Consider the following 24,771-nt stretch of genomic DNA (forward strand, 5'->3'; position numbering starts at 1 on the left):
CCATTCAACATGATATAGAACCATACCCTTAGTTTAGCTCAACTACACAAAAATTGTAAGAAAATTTGCACAAAATTAACCCAAACTACCCCCTCAGGTCATCCAGATTATGGATATACAGAATGGTTTTAAATTACTTTAGAGTTATCAAATAAACTTCCTATTCTTGAAGGCTCGTGTTCAATCTATCTATAGTTGCATTACTTTTTTTATTAAATCTGTATAACATTATCAGGTTAGTTTTAAGCAGACCCTTCGAGGGAAAGAGTTGTTTATTAAACAAGTTCACGAGGAGGAGAAACAGTGAATAACGAACCGAAGGCAAGTTACCATATTACTGATTTTAACGATTTTAATCACGTTTATATCGAAAACAAAGAGCTGGATTTTCCTGAATTTGAAAAGATTATGAATGACTACATATTAAGCCAACCTAAAGAGACGATGAAATTTCAAGAGTGTTGGATCGAAGATAAACTAATGGAAGCTGTTGAAGTGAGAATAGTTCAAGTGAATTTCTTAGATCATAACACTAGTAATTACATCCGTCTCTGGGGTGCTAAAAGAACTGATGATGGGCAAGTACTAAAAATGAAAGTTGATGCCCTCGACTTTGAAACCAAAGAAGTTGTTTATGAACGCCAATTAGCATAAAGAATATTTTAGTTGTACATAGCTAGTTCTTTCTCTTAATTTATAAGAATAGGATATAAAATGTATAACTTTTTCTATTTATCTCAATCTAAATTTAAAATTTGACTTAAAAACCAAGCCCCATTCATGATAAATGGGGCTTGGTTTTTCTCAATAATATATGGTGGTTTGCTTCTATTAAAGATTTCCGAAATTAAATTGGATGATCTCGATTTCATGTTTTATTATGTTGAATATCACATCGCGCCATTCCTTTATTTAATCGAGATGACAATTTTACCTTTTGCATGATGGCTTTCACTAATTTCGTGTGCTTCTCTCAATCCTTTTTCCGTCAATGGAAAGCGATGGCCAATTACAGAGGTTAGCTTGCCATTTTCCATCAAATCAGCAAGTTTCGAGAGCTTTTCACCACTTGGTTCAAGCCATACAAAGCCTGCCTTTACGTTATATTTTTCTGCAAGAGATTCCTCAGGCGGCTGGACGATAGATGGCATCCGTCCTCCCTCTTTTAGTACTTTGAAACTCTTCGCTTGTATCTCCCCTCCCAGGGTATCTAAGACAATGTCAAAGTCACTCAGAACCTCTTCAAAGTTTTCTTCTCGATAATTGATAAATCGATCGACTCCTAATTCCTCTACCCAGTCCTGGTTTTTGCCGCTCGCTGTTGTCGCAACATAAGCACCAAAATGCTTGGCTAATTGAATAGCATATTGTCCAACACCTCCAGAGCCTGCATGTATCAAGACGCGGTCTCCTTCACTAATCTCAGCAAAATCGACGAGGCATTGCCATGCGGTAAGTCCAGCAAGCGGAACAGCCGCTGCCTCTTCAAAAGGAATATTGTCAGGTAGTCGAGCAAGCAGATCTTCATCTATTACTGTGTACTCTGCATAAGTACCAAACCTTGTCGTCGCGGGCCTTGCGAATACTCGATCACCTTTTTTATACTGTTTTACTTCACTTCCAACTTCTTTCACGATTCCAGCTGCATCCCATCCCAAAATAATTGGAAATTCAAAATCAAGCATCTCTTTCAAGTATCCTTCTCTTAGTTTCCAGTCAATCGGGTTGATTGATGTAGCATGGAGTTCAACGAGCACTTGATTGTTTTCGAAATTTTGAGGATTCACTTCTTTTTCCACTAATTGCTCTTTTCCTCCATATTGTTCTATCACAATGGCTTTCATGATGTTATCACTCCTTTAATTCATTCACACAACGATTATTTTCCCCTAACATTCAAAAACAAACGTGATAAGATTAGAAAAGACGTAGCGTTAGTAACGCATAAATAAAAGGATGATCTCAAGATGATGGAAAAAGCTGAACAACTTTTGCAGCAATATTATGGCTTCTCTACCTTCCGCCCGGGTCAGGAACAAGCGATAAGCCAAGTATTAAACGCTCAGAATACATTGGCCGTGATGCCTACAGGTGGAGGGAAATCTCTTTGTTACCAAATACCAGGATTAGCGCTCCCTGGAACAGCAATCATTATTTCTCCTCTCATTTCCCTTATGAAGGACCAGGTAGATGCCTTGAACTCTTATGGAATTCCAGCCACCTATATTAATAGCTCTTTGTCAGCAGAAGAACAACGACAGCGAATCTTTGATATGGCCAATGGCTCTTACCACTTCGTTTATGTAGCGCCTGAACGATTTGATTCCGGCCATTTTCTCTCTGCTATCCAGAGCATGCAGCTCTCTTTGATCGCCTTTGATGAAGCACATTGTATCTCTCAATGGGGACACGATTTCAGGCCAAGCTACAGATCCATAGTTCCAACTCTCAAACAAATCCCCAACCTTCCTGTCTTTATGGCTTTGACAGCAACAGCGACACCGGAAGTGATCAATGATATCAGACATTTAATCGATGTTCCGGAAGCCTCTGTGGTCAACACAGGATTTGCCCGTCATAACTTATCTTTTCGTATTATAAAAGGGAGAGATAAACGTGATTTCGTTGAAGAGTACTTGGAAAGTCGACCAAATGAGTCCGGCATCATCTATACAGCGACAAGAAAAGATGCTGACCAGCTAGAGCAATTCTTATCTAAGAGAGGCTTTTCTATCGGAAGGTATCATGCAGGAATGACAGAAAACCAGCGGAAGCAAGCGCAAATGGACTTTGTTCAAGATGAAATCACAACGATCGTCGCTACCAATGCTTTTGGAATGGGAATAGACAAGTCTAATGTTCGGTATGTCATACATTACTCGATGCCGATGAATATCGAGTCCTATTATCAAGAAGCCGGACGTGCTGGAAGGGACGGAGAGCCAGGCGATTGTGCGCTGTTATTTTCCAGCCAGGACATCAACCTGCAACGTTTTCTTATTGATCAATCTCCATCTGAGGAAAAGAAGATAGAGGAATACACCAAGTTACAATCGATGATTAATTACTGTCATACTCATACATGCTTGCAGCAGTACATTTTGGAATATTTTAACGACCCTATTCCTACTGAGCCATGTGGGAAATGTTCAAATTGCACATATGTAGGTGAAAAGCAGAATATGACAAAAGAAGCTCAAATGGTCTTATCTTGTGTCAAACGAATGGGTGAACGATTTGGTGCAGGATTAACCGCAAAAGTATTAAAGGGTTCTGCTGATCAGAAAGTAAAGCAATTCCAATTTCATTCCCTCTCTACTTACGGAATCATGTCTAACTATACTGAAAAAGAACTGAAAAGGTTCATTCACTTCTTAACGGCTGAAGGATATCTGACGCCTGGTCAAGGACGATATCCTACACTAAAGCTATCCAATGAAGCCGTGTCTGTCCTAAAAGGAGAGCAGCCGGTGGTTATGTTAGTAGAGGCTACCACCACCCATCAGGAAGCAGAATACAATGAAGAATACTTCCAAGAGCTTCGCACCTTAAGGAAAGAGATGGCTGATGAGAAGGGTCTTCCGCCTTATGTGATATTTTCAGATGCGACCTTGAAAGAATTCTCTACTTACCTTCCTGAAAATAAGCAAGAGATGCTGGCTATAAAAGGAGTCGGAGAACAGAAATTCGAAAAGTATGGAGAGGAGTTTCTGGCCTCCATTCGCCCATGGAGCAAGCAGGCAGATAATAAGCCACGCCCTTCTTCTAGAAGAACAGCTGTCTCCACTTTACCTAAAAAAGATCCAGCTGATGAGAGACCTAGTCATGTGATATCTTTTCAGCTATGGGACGAAGAGAAAAAGTCAATTGAAGAAATAGCGAAAGTACGCGGACTAAGTCCTCAAACAGTGGAAAGCCATTTATTTCGGCGTGCACGCGAAATCGATGAATTCAACTGGAGTAGATGGTTTAACGAAGAACAAGAGCACACTGTCCTGCACCATTACGAAGACTTAGAGGAAAAGAAATTAAAACCTTTAAAAGAAAGACTGCCCGAGGAATACACATACTCAATGATTAAAGCTGTGCTTTCTAAGCATGAATTGATAGGATAACAGAAGCGCTGCCATTATTAGCAGCGCTTTTTCAATATCAACTTGAATAGTGGTTGGAATGAACGAACTACCGGATTTCCACGCATCATCTTTCACAAGAATCAAACAAATTAAAGACAGATGCTTTATTTTCGCTATTCCACAGGCATATAACTTATAAAAACTTTGCTAGCGGCTCTATTGCTTCCTTATAATAAAACCAGGAGGGATTGGATGACGAAATCTAAAATCACTAGAGAAACTGCTAAACAACTCGATCGAAATGATGAATTATCAATTTACAAAAGTGAATTTTATACAAAGGATTCTACCTACTATATGGATGGCAACTCTCTCGGTCTGCTTTCAAAAAGAGCTGAGAGAACACTGATGACCTCTGTAGATGATTGGAAAACTTATGGAATTGATGGATGGACAGAGGGAAAACAGCCGTGGTTTTATATGTCAGAGCAAATTGGAGAGATGACGGCTCCATTAATTGGAGCAAAAGCACATGAAGTCATTAATACAGGATCTATTACCACGAATCTTCATCAACTGCTGGCTTCCTTTTACAAACCAAATGGAAAGCGGACAAAGATTATCGCTGATGAACTCAATTTCCCTTCTGATATTTACGCATTGAAAAGCCAGATTGAACTCCATGGATTGCAGCCATCCGATCATTTGATTCAAGTCGAGAGTCAGGATGGATATACCTTATCAGAAGATGAAATTATTGCTCAGATGAATGAAGAAGTCTCTCTACTCCTGTTGCCTTCCGTGCTTTACAGAAGTGGCCAGCTTCTTGACATAAAAAAAATTACGAAGGCGGCGCATGACCAGGGAATTATCGTTGGATTTGACTTGGCCCACTCTATAGGAGCTCTTCCCCATCACCTGAATGATTGGGACGTCGATTTCGCCGTTTGGTGCACGTATAAATATTTGAACAGCGGGCCTGGCGGAGTTGGTGGATTGTATGTCCACGAAAAGCATTTAGGCAAGAAACCAGGTTTAGCAGGCTGGTTCAGTTCAAAAAAAGAGAAACAATTCGACATGGAGCATGAATTAACACCATCAGAAACAGCCGGTGCTTTTCAGATGGGAACACCACATATTCTAAGTTCTGCCCCCCTTCTTGGTTCTCTGGAAATTTTCCATGAAGCAGGCATAAAACTAATCCGTGAAAAGTCCTTAGCGCTCACCCGAATGATGATGAACTTAATACATCAGGAGCTTCCTGATTATGGGTTTCAGTTAGCGAATCCGCTGGAAGATGAACGGCGAGGCGGCCATATTTGTTTACTTCATCCAGAAGCAGCAAGTATATGTAAAGCCTTAAAAGAAGAAAATGTCATCCCTGATTACCGCTCTCCAAATGTCATCCGCCTTGCACCAATCGCTCTCTACATCTCATTTGAAGATGTTTATGATGTAATCTTAACTCTGAAAGATATTATGGATAACGAAAAGCATAAACGATTTAAAAATGAACGCGGTATTATAGCTTAAGGAGGTTTCTAATATGAAACTAATCGATATCTCCATGAATTTAAATAATAAAACACCAGAGTGGCCAGGAGACGAACCGTTTTATTATAAGTTGACGATGTCCATGGATGAGACTGGTTCTGTGAATATCGGCCAGTTCACAGCCAGCAACCACACTGGTACACATATAGACGCACCGTTTCATTACGACAACAAGGGATTGAAAGTGGCTGACCTTTCACCTGAACGCTTTATCGGCGAAGCTTTAGTTATCAACATGGAGAACAAAAAAGTGATCAGAAAAAAGGATCTTCAATCTTTTCAGTTTAATGGAGTTACCAAAGTCCTTTTTAGGACAATGAGTTGGGAAGACCGAAAACAATTCCCTCCGTCTTACACGGTGATTGGTGAAGACGTGGCTGAATTTTTGTACGATAAGGGCATTGATCTGATTGGAGTTGATACTCCTTCGGTAGACCCGGAAACAAGTAAAGACCTTCCTGCCCATCATTCCTTATATAAGAACGACCTATTAATATTGGAAGGATTGCAGCTGGACCATGTCGCTCCAGGGTCTTATGAGCTGATGGCTTTTCCATTGAAAATGGATGAAGCAGATGGCAGCCCTGTTCGAGCGATATTAAAGCAGAAATAAAACGATTGGCGCCTCACAGCGCCAATCGTTTTATTTTTTATCAGTAAGTTCTTGATTCTTTGCCATTTCCTTTGCTACTCGTGGAGCTAACCAAATCATTGGAAGAAGGAGAATGGATACAGGTACAGCAGTTACAACAATAAAGTTTTGCAGCTGCGTAATTCCACTGTCCCCCGTGATAAGAAGGATCACGGCTACAGATCCCATTAAGACTGCCCAGAAAATACGAAGCCATTTCTTCGGGTTTCCTTCCCCAGTCACAGCCATAGCGATGGTATACGACATCGAATCACTTGTTGTTACCACAAACAAGATTGTCAAAATCAAGAACAGCGGTGAAATGACAGAGGCCAACGGGAATTGCTCTGTTATCGCAAACATTGCTGCCGGGTTACCTGCAGCGTTCAAGGCTTCAGAAACAGAACCAGGATTATTAAGCTCAAAGAAAATACCTGAACCACCTAAAACGGTAAACCAGAACGTAGAAATTACTGGTGCAAATATAGAAACGGCGACAATGATTTCACGAATTGTACGTCCTCTGGAAATACGACTAACAAGAATAGCCATCATTGGACCATAACCGATGAACCAACCCCAGAAGAATACGGTCCAACCGGATAACCAGCCACCGTCTCCACGGAATGTACTCATAGGAATGAACTGGTCTACATAGTAACCAAAGCCGGATAGAAAATGATCAATGATAAATCCTCCCGGTCCAAAAATGACGATAAACGCCATCAATGCAATGGCTAAACGCACGTTAAAACTACTTAGATATTGAATTCCTTTGTACAAACCTGTTACTGCTGAAATCGTTGAAATCAGTACCACTGCAAAGATGATCGTAAACTGTGTGCTGAACTGATTCGGTATTCCAAAGATTTCTTGGAGACCATAGCTAGCCTGAAGGCCAAGGAATCCGATCGGTCCTATGGTTCCTGCTGCAACGGCAATGACAGAGAAGGCATCGATGACTGTCCCTAGCCAGCTGTTTCTGAGCTTCTCACCGAAAATAGGATACAGCAGAGTCCGAGGTTTCATCGGCATGCCTTTATGGTAATGTCCATACATCATCACGACAGCACTGATTGTACCAAGGATGGCCCATGCTAAGAATCCCCAGTGCATAAAGCTTTGAGCAAGAGCTGGATTAATCGCAGCTTTGGTGCCTGCTTCAATTCCTGATTGATGTGGAGGTACCGTTAAAAAGTGGTACATCGGCTCAGCTGCCGCCCAGAAAACTCCTCCACCAGCAAGCAAGGTAGCCATGATGATGGAAAGCCATTTATATAGGCTGATTTCAGGCTTCTCCATATTTCCCATTTTGACTCTTCCATATTTAGAGAATGCCAGGCCAATGCCTACAAAAAATGTTGCCAACATGAGAATTTGCCAAAATGCTCCGAAGTATTTAGCAGACCAGCCAAAGCTCTTGTTGACGATTGTTTCAATTAGACTAATATCAATAAGTGCAAGAAATACGAAAAGTACTAATAATCCTCCGCTGATAGCGAAGACGGGCCAATCAATTCGCCCTGTATGTTTATTATTCATAAATAACTCCTTTAAATGTAATCGTGTGTTTTTGGCACATTTAGAGACCATAACACTGCTCTTATTATGCTGTAAAGTGTAAAGTTTACCCACTATCTGTATTTTTTACTTTGCACTTTGTATTCTTTGTGTTGATAAATAACCAATATAGCAACCACCCACCCTCAATCGAGGAGGTTCAGCGCATGCCCACAACAGAAAGCGAGCAATTTCCCGGAACTCCAACCACCAGTCCTGATACAGGAAACCGCCAAACCGAAATCATCTCCAACTCGAGTCTTCCATTACTAAAAGGGGGAATTCATGTAGTTATTTGCCGTGACCACCTTTTGCGACATAAAAAAATCACGCCCGTTTTGAGAGCGTGATCCTTTATTTTCAACTTATTCTCCTTCATCATACTCTATCTCTTTGTCTTTATGCCTCTTCTGACATTCTTTACATAACTTCAATTCTTCTTCCTTTTTCGACGTTAATAATTTCCCGCAGTTTCCGCATTTGCCAAATTCGTTTGGATTAGCTTGGAAACCAACGAGTTCATTTTCTGGACCTGGCACAACGATCTCTCCTTTATAGCTATTCTTATATTTCTTTTTCCCGAACTCCTGAGTCTTCAATCATTTCGTAAGCTCTTTAGCGACCATCAAGCCTGAAAGTGAGACACCAAGTGTCCCTGCTCCTGGGAATACAGTGTCCCCACATTGCAGAACACCATCAATACCTGTACGTATGGAATAGCTATTCAGCCAGCTGTAGCTTCCCTTAGGTGCATACCCACCTACTTTCCCTTGCTTTCTTCGTAACCACTTTTCGAAGGTGACCGGAGTACCTGGAAGAACAATGTCCAGTTGATCCGAGAATCCAGGAAAGTAATGGTCGACAGTCTGAATAAGTCTTTCTTTCATTTTTTCTTTTTCAACATCGTAATTCTCTGTTTCCCACCACTGGTGAATAGAAGTATGTGTAGAAATTGTTACTGACCTCTTTCCCTCCGGAGCCATTTGCTGATCAGCAGGATCAGAAAGCGACATTAAAAACTGACCGCCGTCATGCAATTCTTCAGGATGGTGTGGATCAATGAACTGATGATACAAAACATCAGTGGTTTCAAAAACACTCTGGTCTACACCAGCATGAATGATAAACGCTCCCCAGGACTCTCGCTTCATTTCCTTTTGTTCTTTAATATAGGAATGTTTACCTAATTCTGGAGATAACGTATCATGTAAATTGTGGACCGAATTATTTAGCACTACTCTTTTGACTTCATAAATTTTCTTTCGTTTTGTATGCAATCGAAAGGCTCCACCCTCTTTATCAACAAGATGGACGGGGTGCCGAAGTTTTACTTCGTTCCCACGCTCTTTTATATAATCTGCCAATTGTTCTGCAACCGTTGCCAGGCCCCCATGGACTGCATAAGCTCCTTTATGAAAGGTTTGTAAAGCCGCATAGCCAAGAAAAGCAGGACATCGATCCACACTTGTTTGGACACTGTCCATCAATTCTCCGTTAAGAAAAGTTTTAAACAACTGATGATGATGAAGCTGGTATTTTTTCAGTCTGTCTTCTACGGTTTGCATTAAAAATGGCATAAGTCTGGTGGATTCCTGATCCAATAAGGAAGGAAGAGTAAGCCAGTCTCTCAACGTTTTCGGTGGGAATATCGGTAATTTTTCTACTAAGCGGTCAACCATTTCTCCAACTTTAAATACTTCTTCATAGAATGCCTTAATTTCATTTGAAGCCTCTGGAAAATTCTTTTGAATTTCGTTATACCATTGATGCCGATCACGATAATAGTGGATCGTTCGGTCAGGCATATGAATATCCATAATTGGATTCAACAGGGTCATCGCTGGTGTTTTCAGATCCAGGTTTTTATACAGCCTGTCAAATACACCTTCTTTTTCAAATCCCATCCCGACCGTAGCACCGGATTGGAACCGGTATCCTTCACGTTCATACTTACCTGCACTGCCGCCAAGCTCGTTGGAAGCCTCTAGAACTAGTACACTTAACCCATTTCGCGAGAGTTCAGCAGCTGCTGTTAATCCACCGAAGCCTGCTCCAACGATTCCCACATCATAAGCCATGACTCCACCACCTCCCTTATATCCTCTACATTCCCCTAAATAAAAAGCATTTAAAATATTTTGAGCCGATTGGGGACCATCTCACTTTATAAACCGTCAAATTAATGGAGAAAGGAGAGAAAGCCCGGTGACCGGAAATACACAAGTCGACTTAACGAATGATGAAGCAATTGAATACATTATGCACCACTATGGCGAGGCATTAAAACGAACCATCTATACGTATGTAAAAAACCACCACACCACTGATGATCTCTTTCAAGAAGTATTAATTTTGATTTACCGGAAGTGGGACCAATTCAATGGACAATCACAGCTGAAAACCTGGGCTATAAGAATAGCGATCAACCGCTGCAAAGATTATTTACGCTCTCCTCTTCACCGAATCAAACTGGTTAAGGATCAATGGTTTGATCAGGGAGATCCTTACCAGCTTGAGAATACTGTGATCCAGAAGGAACAATGGGATGAAATTGCCAATGTTATTTTAAATCTCCCGATTAAATACAGAGAAGTCATGATATTAACCTTTCAACAAAATATGACCCAGCAAGAAATCGCTGATGTCACAAACACACCGATTTCAACCATCAAAAGTCGTATGCAACGAGCCAGAAAAATGTTGAAAAAACACGTGCATGAGGGGGAATGGACCCTTGGATAATAAAAAGATAAAAGAGGCAATCGACCGTAAAATCAGCAAAGATCCATTATTTACAGAAGCTGACCGGCGCCGCTTTTATGAGAACCGCCAAAAACCGAAGCGTCGCTGGGTGCCGGCCGTCCCTCAAGTTTTGTCAGCTCTGCTTGTAGTCCTGTTAATTAGCGGGTCCGTTTATTTTGTCAACTCTGGAAATCCGTTAGAAAATCCTGCGGATACGCTGGAGCAAAAGCATGAAGATATCCTCCCTCCCGCTCCAGAGGAGTCACCTGCTGATGAAGTTGAAGAGATAGTAAGTAGAATTAAAAAAATAATCAAAGACAGTGCTTCTATAATCAATGAAGCGGCCTTAAGGGATCTGGGGGATGAAGTAACACAAATTGACAAGAGTAATGTAGCAACCGATACCCGAGGTAAAACTCGAGAATACGTCTTTTTAAAGGGTGATAACTTTTCTTACTCAAATACGTTATCTAATAACAGCCCACCCTCTATCGAAAATTTTCAACGAGGGGAACTAGGCGTCTTCTTAAAAATTGAACTAGGAGATATTCAATCATCAGCAACTATAACGTACCTATCAAAGGATAAAGAACAATTAATAACTGAAACAGTATCATCCAAAATATCAACAAAAAATCTTGAAAAATTAGATGAACCTATTGAATTACAGCAGTTAGTCCACGAATCTATCGCCCAATCGTTAGATAAAAACCTTGAATCTTTAACAAAAAGTGACTTATTAGAACTAGAAGAACTAACGATAGACGCTTCTCACTTAAATGGCATCTATGACTGGAAAAGTGACCCAGAAGTCTTCCGTTCTATGAAGAATTTAAGAAAATTGACGTTAAATCAGGTAAAAGTATCAGGAGAATTATTAAAGGAAATCCCTCATCTAGACCAAATGACATTCATAGGACCGACATTAGATGATTTAAGTAATGTTGAGGAAGGACTGCAGCAGATTACTTATCTAAACATTCAATACTCTTCCTTCCGTGGAAATGCAGATGATATCCTTAAGTTAAAATCATTAAACATTGTAAGGTTGGATAAGTCGATCGTTACTGATTATGAAAAATTACAGTTTGAAGGAATCGATGTTCGCTGGTAGTTGTTAATTAAGACGGGAGTCCCCGTTAAGGACTGAGAGGGCTCCCCTTAATTTTCTAAATTAATAAGGAGGTTAACTATGTGTGGAATTGTTGAATATGTACATAAAAATCAGCCTTACGAAACGAAAGTCATTCAGGATATGATGGAAAGAATCCACCACCGGGGACCGGATGATGGTGAATATTATAACGACGAAAAAGTTGGGTTAGGCTTCCGCCGACTTAGCATAACCGACATGAGCAAGAATGCCAATCAGCCTATGTTTTGTGAAAACAGGCGTTTTATTTTAATTTTTAATGGATAAATTTACAACTTTCATAGTCTCAAAGACACCTTAGTTGCCCGCGGTCATGAATTCCAAAGTCACACGGACAGCGAAGTCGTCATGCATGGATATGAGGAGTATGGCGCTGATATTCTTCAGAAGCTTCGTGGGATGTATGCGTTTGCTATATGGGACAGAGATACAGAGGAATTGTTCTTAGCAAGAGACCCTTTCGGAATTAAGCCGCTATATTATACGATTCATACGGATGATGGGACTTTCTTATTCGGTTCTGAGATAAAATCTTTCTTGTCGTGTCCTACTTTTATGAAAGAGTTTAACGAGCAGGCCCTTAAGCCTTTTCTTACATTCCAATACTCTGCTTTGTATGAGACGTTTTTTAAAGGTGTGTACAAACTGCCGCCTGGCCATTATATGGTCTATAAAAATGGCCGGTTAGATTCTCATCGCTATTGGGATGCTAATTACACTGAGAATACGAAGACATTGAAAGAAGCGGTCGCATCCATCAATGAGATCATGGAAGACTCTGTTCGCTATCACAGAATAAGTGATGTCAAAGTGGGTTCTTTCCTGTCAGGGGGCATCGACTCCAGCTACGTGACGACATTTCTTAAACCAGAGAACACATTTTCTGTTGGCTTTAAACAGCATGGGGGAATTTTCAATGAGACCAATTTGGCAGAGGATTTATCCGAGCAGTTGAATATAAAAAATCATAAACGCTTGATTTCAGGTGAAGAATTTTTCGAGAAGATTCCTAAAATCCAGTACCACATGGACGAACCCCATGCCAACCTTTCATCCGTACCACTCTATTTTTTAGCTGAATTGGCAAGTCAGCATGTAACAGTTGTCCTTTCAGGTGAAGGAGCCGATGAACTATTCGGCGGATATGACTGGTATCAAATCAGTTCCAAGCAAAAAGCCTATGAGAAAATACCCTTCCTTATCAGAAGAGTTATTTCTAAAGTAAGCTCAAACCTTCCTTCTAACAAAATTACGAACTTCCTGACCAAGGGCGGTCAAAAAGTGGAAGAAAAATTCATAGGTCAGGCTAAAGTATTTACTGAAGAGGATGCTAAAAAAGTATTGAAAGCACCGTTTTATAACGATCAGACACCATCAGGAATTCTCGCACCTACTTATAAGAGAGTAGCAAAAGCTAATGAAAGCACAAAAATGCAGTACGTTGATATTAATCACTGGATGCCGGGCGATATTTTACAAAAGGCCGACAAAATGAGTAATGCCCATTCCCTTGAACTGCGAGTACCTTTTCTTGATAAAAAAGTGATGGAAGTGGCCGGTGACCTTCCCCCTTCTCTAAGAGCTAACCAAATAGATACCAAGTATGCATTAAGACAAGCAGCCAAATCGATCCTGCCCGATGAATGGGCTAACCGCCCGAAAGTTGGTTTTCCTGTTCCGATCAGGCACTGGATACGTCAGGAGAAGTATTACAGTCATATCAAAGAACTCTTCTTATCAGAGACAGCCTCCCACTTTTTCCACACTGAAGAGCTGCTGCGTTATTTAAATGAGCATTACGAGGGGCGGAAGAATCATCATCGATATATATGGACGGTATACGTATTTTTAATGGTATGAGGTGTATTTCATTAAAGAAGGTCTACCACCTGAAAAAACTGAACCAAAAGCTATTGATCAAACGCTTGTTTATGCTTAGATAACCATTAAAAAAGGCTGCTAAATCAATGCTTAGCAGCCTTTCTCTATTTATTCATCAAAAGAGATGGCCCAGCTTCCTTTACGCATTACTGGTTCTTCCGTACCATCTTCCAAGACTCCATCAATATCAAGCTCAGCAGAACCCATCATAAAATCAACGTGTGATAAACTGTCGTTGATTCCGTTTTTATCAAGTTCTTCTTCATTCATATCCGAACCGCCTGTCATGTTATTCGGATAAGCTTTTCCGAGTGCCAAGTGACAAGAAGCATTTTCATCATAAAGTGTGTTATAGAAAATTAATCCCGACTGAGAGATTGGAGACTCATGTGGTACGAGGGCAAGTTCACCGAGTCGACGGGAACCTTCATCGGTTTCAAGCAAGTGTTTCATCGTCTCCTCCCCTTCCTCAGCAGTGAAGTCAACGACTTTCCCTTCTTTAAATGTCAGCGTGAAGTTATCAATGACATTACCACCATAATTTAACGGTTTGGTGCTGGACACTTTTCCGTTCACTCCGTACTTATGGGGAGCCGTAAAGACCTCTTCTGTTGGCATGTTCGGGTTGAACTGAATGCCTTCTTTTTCCGTTTTGGCAGGACCGCCTTTCCAAATGTGACCTTTCGGAAGTTCCACTTCCAAATCGGTTCCTGGGGCTTTATAAATCAGCTTGCTGTACTGTTTTTTATTCAAATACTCACGAGCTTTGATTAATGTTTTATTGTGCTCTTCCCAGGCAGCTATAGGATCTTCACGATCAACGCGAACGATACTGAAAATTTGATCCCATAGTTTTTCTACAGCATCTTCTTCGTTTTCATTCGGGAAAATCTTCTGTGCCCAAGCAGGGATTGGAATACTGACAATCGACCATTGAATCCGGTCGTTCATCGTGTACTGACGGAACTTAGACATCGCTTCTGATCTCGCTTTGGTCGCTGCTGCAACTTTACCAGCATCAATCCCTTTTAGAAGATCAGGATCTGTTGATCTTACGGATAGAATTGCTGCGCCTTCCTCGGCAAAGTACGTGTATTGCTGTCGCTGCCACTCAGGTACTTCTGAAAGGGTATCCTGATCGACGTATTCATACTTCATTCGGGTTAAAGCGTCATCTCCCCAGTTAATATGTACATCCTTTGCTCCCATCTCATAAGCTCTCTTAGCAATCACACGTGTGAATTCAGCACCTTCGATCGTGGAGTTGATCATCAGCTTCTGACCTTTTTGTAAGTTCACTCCCGTCTTCAATGCTAAATCAGCGTATTTATCAAGTTTCTCTTGACTTGGAAATTTCATAATTGTTCCTCCCGTTTTTTGTTTTGTATCCGTATTCATTATTCCATAATTGACTTACTTTAACAAAAAAAGAGCCCGGGGTAACCCAGGCTCCCACTACTCATTATTCTCCATTTCTTCGACAATTAACGATAATTCTTCCCAGCGTTCCATCTTAGCCTCAAGCTGCTTTTCAAGTTCTTCTTGTTTTTGATATAGATCTTGAACTTTATCAAAATCGCTGGCAGCTTCAGAAATCTCTTCACTAACTTCTTCCAGCTCCTCTTCTAATGAAGCAATCTCATCCTCGATCGTTTCCCATTCCTGTTTTTCCCGATAGGAAAGTTTCCGTTTACGATTCGATCTTCTTGTTGCTTCTTGAGTAGAAACTGATTTCTTTTCTACTTGAATCGCCTTCTCTTCTTCCTTACGTTTTTCCAGATACTCGGAGTAGTTTCCATAGAACCGTCTGATTTCCTCTTGTTCAAACGCTAGCAGACGATCCACTACGCGATCGAGAAAGTAGCGATCGTGAGAAACTGTAATAACAACACCTGGAAATTGGTCTAGATAATCTTCTAATACACTAAGTGTTTCTGTATCCAAATCGTTGGTCGGCTCATCTAAAAACAAGACATTCGGCTCGCTCATCAACACTCTCAGCAAATATAAACGGCGGCGTTCTCCTCCAGATAACCGTTTAATATACGTCCATTGCTGCGGTCGCGGGAATAAAAAGCGTTCCAGCATTTGCTCTGCTGTAATTTCTTCCCCATCAGCTGTTGAAATAACTTCAGCTACTTCCTTGATGTATTCAATCACTTTTAACGAACCATCTATTTCTTCATGATCTTGTGTATAATAGCCAATCTTAACCGTAGAACCTATGTTAATTTGCCCCTCATCTGGCTTCACGCGTTCGGCCATAATATTCAATAATGTCGTTTTTCCGGATCCGTTAGGACCGATAATTCCTAATCGCTCTCCCGGAACGACAAGATAATTGAAGTCTTTGATCAGTGACTGGCTGCCAAAGGATTTGGAAACTCCTTCAAGCTCAATGACTTGATTTCCAAGCCTTGTTGAGCCAATAGCCATATCTACGTTTTCCTTATTGGTGTCAAAGCTTTTTTCTTTCATTGCTTCAACCCGCTGGATTCTTGCTTTTTGCTTCGTCGTTCTTGCTTTCACTCCTGCTTTAAGCCAGGCCAATTCACGTTTCAATGTATTACGGTGTTTCATTTCAGCTTGCCGCTCTTGTTCTTCACGCTCTGCTTTCTTTTCTAAGAAGGTCTCATAGTTTCCTTCATAGATATAGAGGTTTCCTCGATCGAGTTCATAAATCAGGTTGGTAACACGATTCAAGAAATAACGGTCATGCGTAACTACCATAAGAGAACCTTTATAGGCAGCAAGATATTCCTCTAACCATTCAATTGTTTCATTATCCAAATGGTTGGTAGGCTCATCTAATAGAAGCAGATCAGCTGGCTGAATAAGGGCTTGAGCGATCGCTACCCTTTTCTTTTGCCCGCCTGATAATGAGCTTACTTTTTTCTGGTAATCTTCAACCCCTAGCTTTGATAAAACAGTCTTTGCAACTGTATTAGCTTCCCACGCATCCGTTTCATCCATCTTCTGCTGTAGAGCAAGCATCCGATTTTGCACATCGGGGTCTTCAGGTTTTTCAGAGAGCTCTACAAGGACTTGTTCATACCGTCTCATAACTTTCATGATTTCAGTATCTCCATAGTAGATTTGCTCGAGAACTGTTTTGTCCTCATCTAGATCTGGTTCCTGAGGCAAATACTCCACGGTAAAATCTTTTGCGTGCTCAAGGTCGCCTGCATCCCCTTTTTCTATTCCAGCAAGTACCTTCAATAAGGTTGATTTACCTGTACCATTTACTCCGATTAATCCAATTCTCTGGTTATTGGCAATCGTAAAGGATAAATCATGGAAGAGATCTTTATCTCCGTAACTTTTGCTTATATGATCAACTGATAATAAACTCATTTCGCTCATCCTTTAACAAGAATCTTTCCTCATGATATCACAAAAGCCTTTATTAATTGATATGTAGAAACTTATAAAAATCCGAAATCCCCTCTTCTATAAAAACCCCCTTACCCTGAAGGCTTGAATTCGAGATAATAGCTTTATTTAGCTGGGGATGTTTCCGTTACCTAGTTTTCTGGAGAGGTGTTCGGGAAAATGGCTCGCTTTCCGCGGGGATGACGGCAAGCTTCCTCGGTTTACCAACCTGCGGAATCTTGCCAGCCATACCATTCCCCAGTTATATCTAGTTCCAGCGCCTAGCGGCTAGTGAGACTTCCCTCGCTTCTGTACGATAAGTCAACATCGATTCGCTAACGCTCAACGTGTTTGCTTTATCTCCTCCAGCTCAGTCCAGTCCATACGCCGCTGTTCGAGGCGCCTCCACCTTTAAATTAGGAGTCTCACCATTTCCCCTCCCGCCTTATGATTAATGGAGTGAACGGAAATACCATTATGAGGTAGTAGATTCTTCAAAGCACACTTATTAGTACTTGTACTGTAGGAACAGGCTTCAAGGAGTATCTTTAACACTCTGTTGTTGGGAGGAATTTATTTAAACACCCTCTAGATACTGAAACTCAATTCTAAAGGGTTCGTTAAACTATTGACAGCAGGGATGGCTGGAAAATGACGAGACTCCCGTGGGAGAAGGACCTAGGCGAGACCCCACAGTGAGCGCAGCGAATGAGGAGGCTCGGCAGTTCCCCCACAGGAAAGCGAGTTATTTTCCAGCCATCCCTCACGCTTTTACAGTTACGAACCGAAGTTATCTCGAAATCAAGCCTTTCACTATACTGCTATATCGCTGAAAAATCCATGCACAAGAAAAATCCTAGAGCTCTTATTGTGCTCTAGGATTTTTTGCTTTTTACTTATTCGCTTGCTTCCTGTCTTCTTTTTCATAAGAGATGTCCTGATCTCGTCTCCAGTACTCTATCCCTTTTACACCGGGAAGATGATCTTGGTAGAAGACAGGGTCTTTTCCTTCTTTACGCTGCCTCCTGTAATCCTTCAAGGCGTCGTAAGCTACAGAGGAAAGCCTGAAGATTGCATACAAGTTAATGAGTGCCATAATCCCCATTGTCAAATCGGCCAGAGACCAAACGAGGTTAAATTCCGCAACAGCACCGAACATAACCATTGCAAGTACAGCAATACGGTAAATGAAAATGTTACCGGAATTCCTCTTAATAAACTCGATGTTCGTTTCACCATAATAATAGTTTCCAATGATAGAACTAAAGGCAAATAAGAAAATTGCTACTGCAATAAAGATTGATGCCCATGTCCCTAATTGGGTTTCAAAGGCTGATTGGGTAAGCTGAATACCATCAAGATTAGTACCCGCATACTCGCCTGCAAACAGAATGATAACAGCAGTGGCACTACAGATTAGCAATGTATCCGTAAATACCCCCAACGTTTGGATCAGTCCTTGTTTAACAGGGTGAGTAACTTCAGAGGTGGCAGCAGCATTCGGAGCACTACCCATACCTGCTTCGTTAGAGAAAAGACCGCGTTTAATCCCAATCAAAATCATTCCGCCAAATGTACCTCCAGCAATCTCCCTGAACCCGAAGGCTCCTTGAAAGATTTGTCCGATCATAGTAGGTACTTGTCCGATATTCGCAAACAAAACATATGCCGCTAAAATAATATAGAAGATAGCCATAATTGGAATAACATATTGCGTGACTTGCGCAATACGTTTCAGCCCTCCAAAAATAATCACAGCTACAATAAACGTTAGAATTGCGCCCATCACCCATTTTTGGATATCAAAAGATCTTTCAAATGCCAGACGAATCGTATTCGATTGTACAGAACTGAATACAAGTCCATAAGTAAACGTAATGGTAATCGCAAAAACGATCCCAAGCTTCCTATTATTCAAACCCTTTTCCATATAATAAGCTGGGCCGCCCCGATATTGATTCTTATCGGGTATCTTATAGATTTGAGCCAGGGTACTTTCGATAAAAGCTGATGCGCCTCCAAGAATGGCTACAAGCCACATCCAGAAAACAGCCCCAGGACCACCAACCGTAATAGCTGCAGCTACACCAGCAAGGTTCCCTGTTCCTACTCTTGACGCCGTACTGATGGTAAAGGCTTGGAATGCCGATGTTCCTTTCTTCCCTTCTGCGGTCATCGACCGCTTATCAAATAATACACGGATCATTTCAGGGATATAACGGAACTGCACGAAGTTAAGCTTTATGGAAAACCATAAACCTAGTCCTAAAAGGGCAGCCACAAGGATATATCCCCACATTGCATCGTTCAAGAAAGTTAGCACTTCTTGCAACGATCCCACCTCCATCATTAATAAGATTGTAATAATTACCAATTAAGGGTCTTTTACCCTACCTGTCTTTGTCTAAAACTGAATAAAGACAAAGTCATACAAAATTACTTTACCAGTGAACCTTCTTTCAAACAAATGGTATTTTGGGCCAAAGGATTTCATCAAAAGTTTTCAATAAACTTGATGGGTACTATTGACTTGAGAATCATTTTCATTAAAATAGTAATTGGTATTGAAAATCATTTTCAGTGAATAATCAAAATTTACATATGAGGTGAGAATATGAGCTCGACTCGCTCCTTCTCCCGCTGGAGTCTCACCCTTCCCCAACGCCACTTACCATAAGAGGTTCTAGAAATCCTGTATTTTATATTTGCTATTCATAGCAAAAAAACAAGTAATAATGGATCTTTAAAATAAATCCCCAGCAATTGCTTCATTACAAAAAAATCGTTTCGAGCAATTTTATATCTTATGGTGGATGGGAAAACGGCGAGACTCCTGTGGAATGAACATGCTAGATGAGACCCCGGAAAAACGAAGTTTGAGGAGGCTCAGCACATGCCCACGGAATCGAGTCGTTTTCCCTTCCACCATATTCCACATAAAAGTCTCAAAACTGAATCTTCATTAATATGAGGCTTAAATGGAAGAAGAAGCGTTCAAAGACTTATATAAATTAGTACGACAAAATGAAAAAACTCTACCGCTAAAAGCAGTAGAGTTTCCTGCGTTATTTTTCATCCGGTAACCAAGGAAGACCCGTCCCAAATTTCTCAGCGAGTTCTTTAGACTCTTTCCTTCTTGCTTTACGGTGTTCATGACGCCTTTTCGCACCATCATGAAGCCATTTTTCTTCCTCAGATTCCGGATATACCGGCGGAACCGGTGTCGGTTCGTTATTTTCATCAACAGCAACCATAGAAAGAAATGCCGTTGTACATACCTTCCGATCTCCGGTTAAAAGGTTTTCTGTAATAGCTTTTACAAATACTTCCATTGAAGTGTTGTGGGTATAAGTAACAAAGGCTTCGAGACAAATGGTGTCGCCTTCGAATACCGGCTGCAGGAAGTCGACAGAGTCGGTGGACGCTGTGACCACAGGTTTTCTGCAGTGTCTAACAGCAGCAATAGCAGCTACATCATCGATATAAGCCATCAATTTCCCACCAAACAATGTCCCGTGACTGTTCGTGTCAGGAGGAAGTACGTGAGAGTTTTTTACGGTTAATGAATCAATACATCGTTTTGGTTCCATTAGCTACGTCCTTTCTTTCTATATGGAATCGTTCTCTGCTTTTATTATACCATGAAGTAGAGAAATCACTCGTTGTGCGGCAAGAGGATTTCAAAAACTGCGCCGGAATGGTTCTTTCGATTTCTTGCTCGAATGGTCCCACCGCTGCGTTCAATAATTGCGCGAGATATAGCCAGCCCTAAGCCAGTCTCCCCTTCTTTACCTTTAATAAAACGTTCGAATAGCTGTGGGAGAAGTTCTTCCGATATCCCTTCTCCATCGTCTTCCACTTGAATCGTTAACCAACCGTTCTCTGGCTGAGTATGAATGTGGACTTCATTTTCAGCATGTCTAATCGCATTGCTGACAATATTAATGAAAGCTTGCAGGACACGCTCACTGTCTATATCCGTATAAAATGGTTCGCTTAAATCAACATGAAGGTCAATATTTTTATCTTTAGCGAGAGGCAGCAACCTTACAGTAGACTGGTCGACGATGTCTATGACGTCCGTTCGCTCGGGATGATAGACATCTTTACTGCTGTCGAGTTTCGCAAGCAAAATCATCTCATTGACGATTTTCTTCAATCTCTCTGTTTCGCTAACCATCACATTTAAGCCCTTCTCGGCGGCCTCGCCTTCAAAAACTCCATCACGAATGCCTTCTGCATAACCTTGAATAGACATAAGTGGTGTTTTTAACTCGTGAGAAGCATTTTGGAAGAATTGCTTTTGAGAGTGAATATATCTTGCAAGTTCTTCTGCCATAAGCCTTACTGCCTGCTCCACTTCTTTAATTTCACCTGAAGCTTCCACCGCTTGCACATCATCAAACTGCCTCTTTTGGATTTTTTCTACTTCCTTTTTCAGCCTGCTTAAAGGTGTTACAAGACGACGTGTGAGGAAGTAGCTAATGATAATCGCCAGCAGCAATCCAAGCACGAACACTATGATCATTCGGAAAGCAAAAACAGACTGCACAGCCTGTAAGTCATTAAGCGGAGTAGCCATCACAAGAATCTGATTACTTCTTGAAGACAGCGCAAAGTCATAAACGACATACTTTTCCCCTTTACTTTCCCATACTTCCTCATCAATTAGTTCGTCCTCATAATGGTCCATCCAAGTTCTTGCTATTTCAGCAGGCATCGTCCTGAATAATATTTGATCCTGGCTGCGGTCGAATAATAATATGGGATAATTTCGATCCTGTACCAACTGAGATAACTGTGGGTTACGATCCGCTCCCTGTTCATTAATTACATCAATTAATAACTCAGCCCTCGCCTTCAATTGTCTTTGCTCATCCTGAATTAACATATCCATCAACAGGGAATGTATAAAGAACGCGGTAATAGACATGATGATCAAAATTAAAATGGTGAACGCCGCATTTAATTGATACAATAACTTCATGACGACTTCCGCTCATTTTTCAGGCGATATCCGTGCCCCCATACGGTCTCTATCGGAAGATCTTTCATCTTTTTACGCAGACGCTTGACTAGATCATCAACAGCCCGATCACTTCCGAAATAGTCCTCTCCCCACACTTTTACGAGCAATTCTTCACGAGAGAATGCCCGGTTTTCCTGAGAGGCCAAAATTTTAAGCATTTCAAATTCCTTCGTTGTCACTTCTATGTCCTGACCTTTAAAGTACACTTTCCGTTCAGCATCGTTGAGTAAAAGCTCACCTGATTCAATCGTATCTTCTTGATTAGAGGATGAGACATCTGGCTGCATAACCTGCCAACGCTTTAAATGGCGTTTCACCCGCGCGACCAGTTCCCTTGGGCTGAATGGTTTTGTCAGATAATCATCCCCGCCTAGTTCCAAGCCGAGTATCTTGTCCACTTCATCATCCTTCGCAGAAATAATAATGATCGGCACCTCAGACGTCTGCCGAACTTTTTTACAAAATTCATAGCCGTCCATCCCTGGCAGCATAATATCAAGCACCCAGAGATCTGGGGAATGCTGTTCAAATATTTCCCACGCTTTTTCAGCCGTGTCGACAGCTTGTATGTCATATCCTTCTTTTTTTAAGTAAGCCTCAACAATATTACTTATATTCGGGTCATCTTCCACAAGCCCTATGGTATGGTTCATCTAAACTACCTCCTCACACTGAACTTTTATCCATTTTCTCATATTTTCAGCATTCGCTCTTGTTTTACACACTTTTTCCACATTTTCTCCAAAGTCATTCCATATGTGAACCGTAGAATAATAAATGTACAGACAGACAGCAGAGATCACATACATCACCAATTTAAATAAGGGGGCTATTGCTTAAGATGTTAAACGAAGATAACCGTCAAACTAAGCGTAGCTATAAACGTTCCGGGTTAGCTTTTGGAGTCTTAGGCGCAATCATTGCTGTATTTCTTGTAACGACTGTTTTCCAATGGAAGGGAATATCCGTCAGCATCAATACAAACGAACCAACAGCCCAAGCTGACGAATTGAACCTAGACGATAATCCGAATGCTGTTACGCAGGCCATAGATGAGACTTCTAAGGCCGTAGTAGGTGTAAGCAACATTCAGGAGACTCGCCAGGGTACCCAAAAAGCCGGTACAGGCTCTGGGGTCATTTATAAAAAAGACGGCGATCAAGCTTTTGTTGTAACGAACCATCACGTTGTTGCCAACTCTTCTGAATTAGAAGTGATCTTGAGTGATGGTACTAAAGTAAAAGCCGAATTGAAAGGCAGTGACCCTTTAACAGACCTTGCCGTTTTACAAATAGATAGCGAACATGTAGAAAAGGTTGCTGAATTTGCAAACGCCGATGACGTAGAGGTCGGCCAAACAGCCATAGCAATCGGTAACCCACTAGGCATGGAATTCGCTGGATCAGCCACCAAAGGCATTGTCAGTGGTCTTGACCGTAGTATCCCAAGAGATATGAACGGTGACCAACAACCAGATTGGCAAACCCAGGTTATTCAAACGGATGCCGCCATCAATCCGGGGAATAGCGGTGGTGCATTGATCAACCTTAAAGGTGAAGTCATAGGAATTAATTCTATGAAAATTGCCAAGGAAGAAGTCGAAGGAATCGGTTTCTCGATCCCTATGAATGTAGCAAAACCAGTCATCAAAGATCTTGAAACCAATGGCCAAGTGGAACGCCCTTATATGGGTGTATCCCTTCAGGATGTCAGTCAAATTCCAGGATCTGTTTTACAAAGAGAATTGAATCTGCCCGCTGAAGTAACCCAAGGAGTTCTCATACAAGGGGTAGAGCAAGGATCAGCAGCCCAAAAAGCAGGTCTCAGTCAGTACGATGTCATCACTGAGATCGAAGGCAATAAAGTCGAATCACTCATGAGCTTGCGTGAGTATCTCTATAATGAAGCAAAAGTTGGAGATACTGTCGAGCTAACGGTTTACCGCGACGGGGAACCGATGAAAACAAAACTCAAGCTTTCCTCCCAATAATATAGAAAGCAGAGAAATCAGAAAAACTCATGCGCCTTGATAGCCTCGACAAGCATAAGATAAACGGCGGAGTGAGGGCCTCTCACCTCACGCAGGCAGTTGACTTATGACTTCGAGAGGCTAGGCGCAGGAGCTAGACAACAAGAAAAGCGCAAGCGCCCTGGTAAAGTGCTTGATGCTCTCCCTTCGCACAGAAAGCAGCCCTTCTGTGCGAACCCTTACCAAAAACCAAACAACCTCTCTCATCAGAAAAGGTGTCCCGGGAAACCCCCGAGACACCTTTTCTATTTTGTTAACTCTTGTAGTTAACAGAACCGTGGCATGATTTATAACCTGGAACACTTGATTTCGAGATTTTTGTGACGTTTAGAGGCGTTGGAGAAGGATTCGCTTTCCTGCGGGGGAACTGGCGAGCTTCCTCGGGCTCCGCCCTGTGGGATCTCGCCTCGCTCCTTCTCCCGCGGGAGTCTCACCCTTCTCCAACGCCCCTTGCCATAAGAGGTTCTCGAGCTGTTACTTGGAATTTGTTATTTACTTCATAATAGATGTTGCCCATACTAGATTTCTTAAATGGCTAGACGCCAAATGTTCCATTCTGGTAAAGATTGTTTCGAGCTACTGGAAAACGAAGTTTGAGGAGGCTCAGCACATGCCCACGGAAAGCGAGTCGTTTTCCCATCCACCATATTTCACACAAAAGCCTCGAAACTGAGTTTTCAGGATAAGAAAACTTTAATAATAAAACCAGGTTATTACCTTCTCCTCAATATCAAGATTAATGGT

At 41.4% G+C, this 24,771-nt stretch carries 18 protein-coding genes and 1 pseudogene; 9 read left to right on the forward strand and 10 right to left on the reverse strand.

Translation table 11 applies throughout. The annotated features are described in order from the left end of the window. The first annotated feature begins 303 nt into the window (after window positions 1-303). Entirely contained in the window at window positions 304-654 is a 351-nt protein-coding gene (locus ACRYKC_RS00085) for a hypothetical protein (RefSeq protein ID WP_433804611.1), read from the forward strand. Window positions 655-908: 254 nt separating this feature from the next. Here ACRYKC_RS00085 and ACRYKC_RS00090 read toward each other — a convergent pair whose 3' ends face one another. Beyond that, window positions 909-1,844 (reverse strand): NADP-dependent oxidoreductase, encoded by a 936-nt coding sequence (locus tag ACRYKC_RS00090; protein ID WP_433804612.1) that lies wholly within the window; start codon window positions 1,842-1,844, stop codon window positions 909-911. A gap of 123 nt (window positions 1,845-1,967) precedes the next feature. On the opposite strand from ACRYKC_RS00090, the gene recQ reads away from it, so the two are divergent. The 3 genes from recQ (at window position 1,968) to kynB (ending at window position 6,243) form a co-directional block, all read left to right on the forward strand. Further along, window positions 1,968-4,115, forward strand: coding sequence for a DNA helicase RecQ (gene recQ / locus ACRYKC_RS00095; RefSeq protein WP_433804613.1), 2,148 nt, complete (start codon window positions 1,968-1,970; stop codon window positions 4,113-4,115). Window positions 4,116-4,328: 213 nt separating this feature from the next. Beyond that, entirely contained in the window at window positions 4,329-5,609 is a 1,281-nt protein-coding gene (gene kynU, locus ACRYKC_RS00100; protein WP_433804614.1) for a kynureninase, read from the forward strand. Between the two features lie 13 nt (window positions 5,610-5,622). Beyond that, window positions 5,623-6,243: an arylformamidase gene (gene kynB / locus ACRYKC_RS00105; RefSeq protein WP_433804615.1), complete on the forward strand. Its 621-nt coding sequence runs from the start codon at window positions 5,623-5,625 to the stop codon at window positions 6,241-6,243. A gap of 30 nt (window positions 6,244-6,273) precedes the next feature. Here kynB and ACRYKC_RS00110 read toward each other — a convergent pair whose 3' ends face one another. Beyond that, entirely contained in the window at window positions 6,274-7,803 is a 1,530-nt protein-coding gene (locus tag ACRYKC_RS00110; protein ID WP_433804616.1) for a BCCT family transporter, read from the reverse strand. 185 nt (window positions 7,804-7,988) lie between these two features. Between ACRYKC_RS00110 and ACRYKC_RS00115 the strand changes: the two genes are divergently transcribed. Continuing rightward, window positions 7,989-8,171 carry a hypothetical protein gene (locus ACRYKC_RS00115; RefSeq protein ID WP_433804617.1) on the forward strand — a complete coding sequence of 61 codons (183 nt, stop codon included), beginning with the start codon at window positions 7,989-7,991 and terminating at the stop codon, window positions 8,169-8,171. Between the two features lie 15 nt (window positions 8,172-8,186). On the opposite strand, the gene ACRYKC_RS00120 is transcribed toward ACRYKC_RS00115, so the two are convergent. Both ACRYKC_RS00120 and ACRYKC_RS00125 read right to left on the reverse strand, forming a co-directional pair. Next, on the reverse strand, window positions 8,187-8,360 hold the full coding sequence (locus ACRYKC_RS00120) for a hypothetical protein (protein WP_433804618.1): 174 nt from the start codon (window positions 8,358-8,360) through the stop codon (window positions 8,187-8,189). A 60-nt stretch (window positions 8,361-8,420) separates the two neighbouring features. Continuing rightward, window positions 8,421-9,899 (reverse strand): phytoene desaturase family protein, encoded by a 1,479-nt coding sequence (locus ACRYKC_RS00125; protein ID WP_433804619.1) that lies wholly within the window; start codon window positions 9,897-9,899, stop codon window positions 8,421-8,423. Between the two features lie 127 nt (window positions 9,900-10,026). Here ACRYKC_RS00125 and ACRYKC_RS00130 point away from each other — a divergent pair, with 127 nt between their 5' ends. From ACRYKC_RS00130 to asnB, 3 genes and pseudogenes are all read left to right on the forward strand, one after another. Continuing rightward, window positions 10,027-10,563: a sigma-70 family RNA polymerase sigma factor gene (locus ACRYKC_RS00130; protein WP_433804620.1), complete on the forward strand. Its 537-nt coding sequence runs from the start codon at window positions 10,027-10,029 to the stop codon at window positions 10,561-10,563. Next, window positions 10,556-11,677, forward strand: a complete 1,122-nt coding sequence (locus ACRYKC_RS00135) for a hypothetical protein (protein ID WP_433804621.1) — start codon at window positions 10,556-10,558, stop codon at window positions 11,675-11,677. Before ACRYKC_RS00130 ends, ACRYKC_RS00135 begins: the two co-directional genes overlap by 8 nt. 78 nt (window positions 11,678-11,755) lie before the next feature. Then, window positions 11,756-13,655 (forward strand): annotated as a pseudogene (gene asnB / locus ACRYKC_RS00140) (asparagine synthase (glutamine-hydrolyzing)). Window positions 13,656-13,705: 50 nt separating this feature from the next. On the opposite strand, the gene ACRYKC_RS00145 reads toward asnB, so the two are convergent. The 6 genes from ACRYKC_RS00145 to ACRYKC_RS00170 all read right to left on the reverse strand — a co-directional run bounded on the left by ACRYKC_RS00145 (window position 13,706) and on the right by ACRYKC_RS00170 (window position 22,651). Continuing rightward, the gene (locus ACRYKC_RS00145) at window positions 13,706-14,956 is read right to left on the reverse strand and encodes an aminopeptidase (protein WP_433804622.1); all 1,251 of its coding nucleotides are present in this window, start codon (window positions 14,954-14,956) and stop codon (window positions 13,706-13,708) included. A gap of 96 nt (window positions 14,957-15,052) precedes the next feature. After that, window positions 15,053-16,951, reverse strand: a complete 1,899-nt coding sequence (locus tag ACRYKC_RS00150; protein WP_433804623.1) for an ABC-F family ATP-binding cassette domain-containing protein — start codon at window positions 16,949-16,951, stop codon at window positions 15,053-15,055. A gap of 910 nt (window positions 16,952-17,861) precedes the next feature. Further along, window positions 17,862-19,316: an alanine/glycine:cation symporter family protein gene (locus tag ACRYKC_RS00155; protein WP_433805110.1), complete on the reverse strand. Its 1,455-nt coding sequence runs from the start codon at window positions 19,314-19,316 to the stop codon at window positions 17,862-17,864. 718 nt (window positions 19,317-20,034) lie between these two features. Further along, window positions 20,035-20,559, reverse strand: a complete 525-nt coding sequence (locus tag ACRYKC_RS00160; RefSeq protein ID WP_085028001.1) for an acyl-CoA thioesterase — start codon at window positions 20,557-20,559, stop codon at window positions 20,035-20,037. 65 nt (window positions 20,560-20,624) lie between these two features. Further along, window positions 20,625-21,956, reverse strand: a complete 1,332-nt coding sequence (locus tag ACRYKC_RS00165; RefSeq protein ID WP_433804624.1) for a sensor histidine kinase — start codon at window positions 21,954-21,956, stop codon at window positions 20,625-20,627. Further along, complete coding sequence (locus ACRYKC_RS00170) at window positions 21,953-22,651, reverse strand: response regulator transcription factor (protein ID WP_433804625.1); 699 nt, start codon at window positions 22,649-22,651, stop codon at window positions 21,953-21,955. The genes ACRYKC_RS00165 and ACRYKC_RS00170 overlap by 4 nt, the downstream gene beginning before the upstream one ends. 188 nt (window positions 22,652-22,839) lie before the next feature. Here ACRYKC_RS00170 and ACRYKC_RS00175 point away from each other — a divergent pair, with 188 nt between their 5' ends. After that, the gene (locus ACRYKC_RS00175; RefSeq protein WP_433804626.1) at window positions 22,840-23,988 is read left to right on the forward strand and encodes a S1C family serine protease; all 1,149 of its coding nucleotides are present in this window, start codon (window positions 22,840-22,842) and stop codon (window positions 23,986-23,988) included. Window positions 23,989-24,771 lie beyond the last annotated feature (783 nt).

The organism is Halobacillus sp. A1-3 (genome assembly GCF_050971765.1).
Taxonomy (GTDB): domain Bacteria; phylum Bacillota; class Bacilli; order Bacillales; family Halobacillaceae; genus Halobacillus; species Halobacillus mangrovi_B.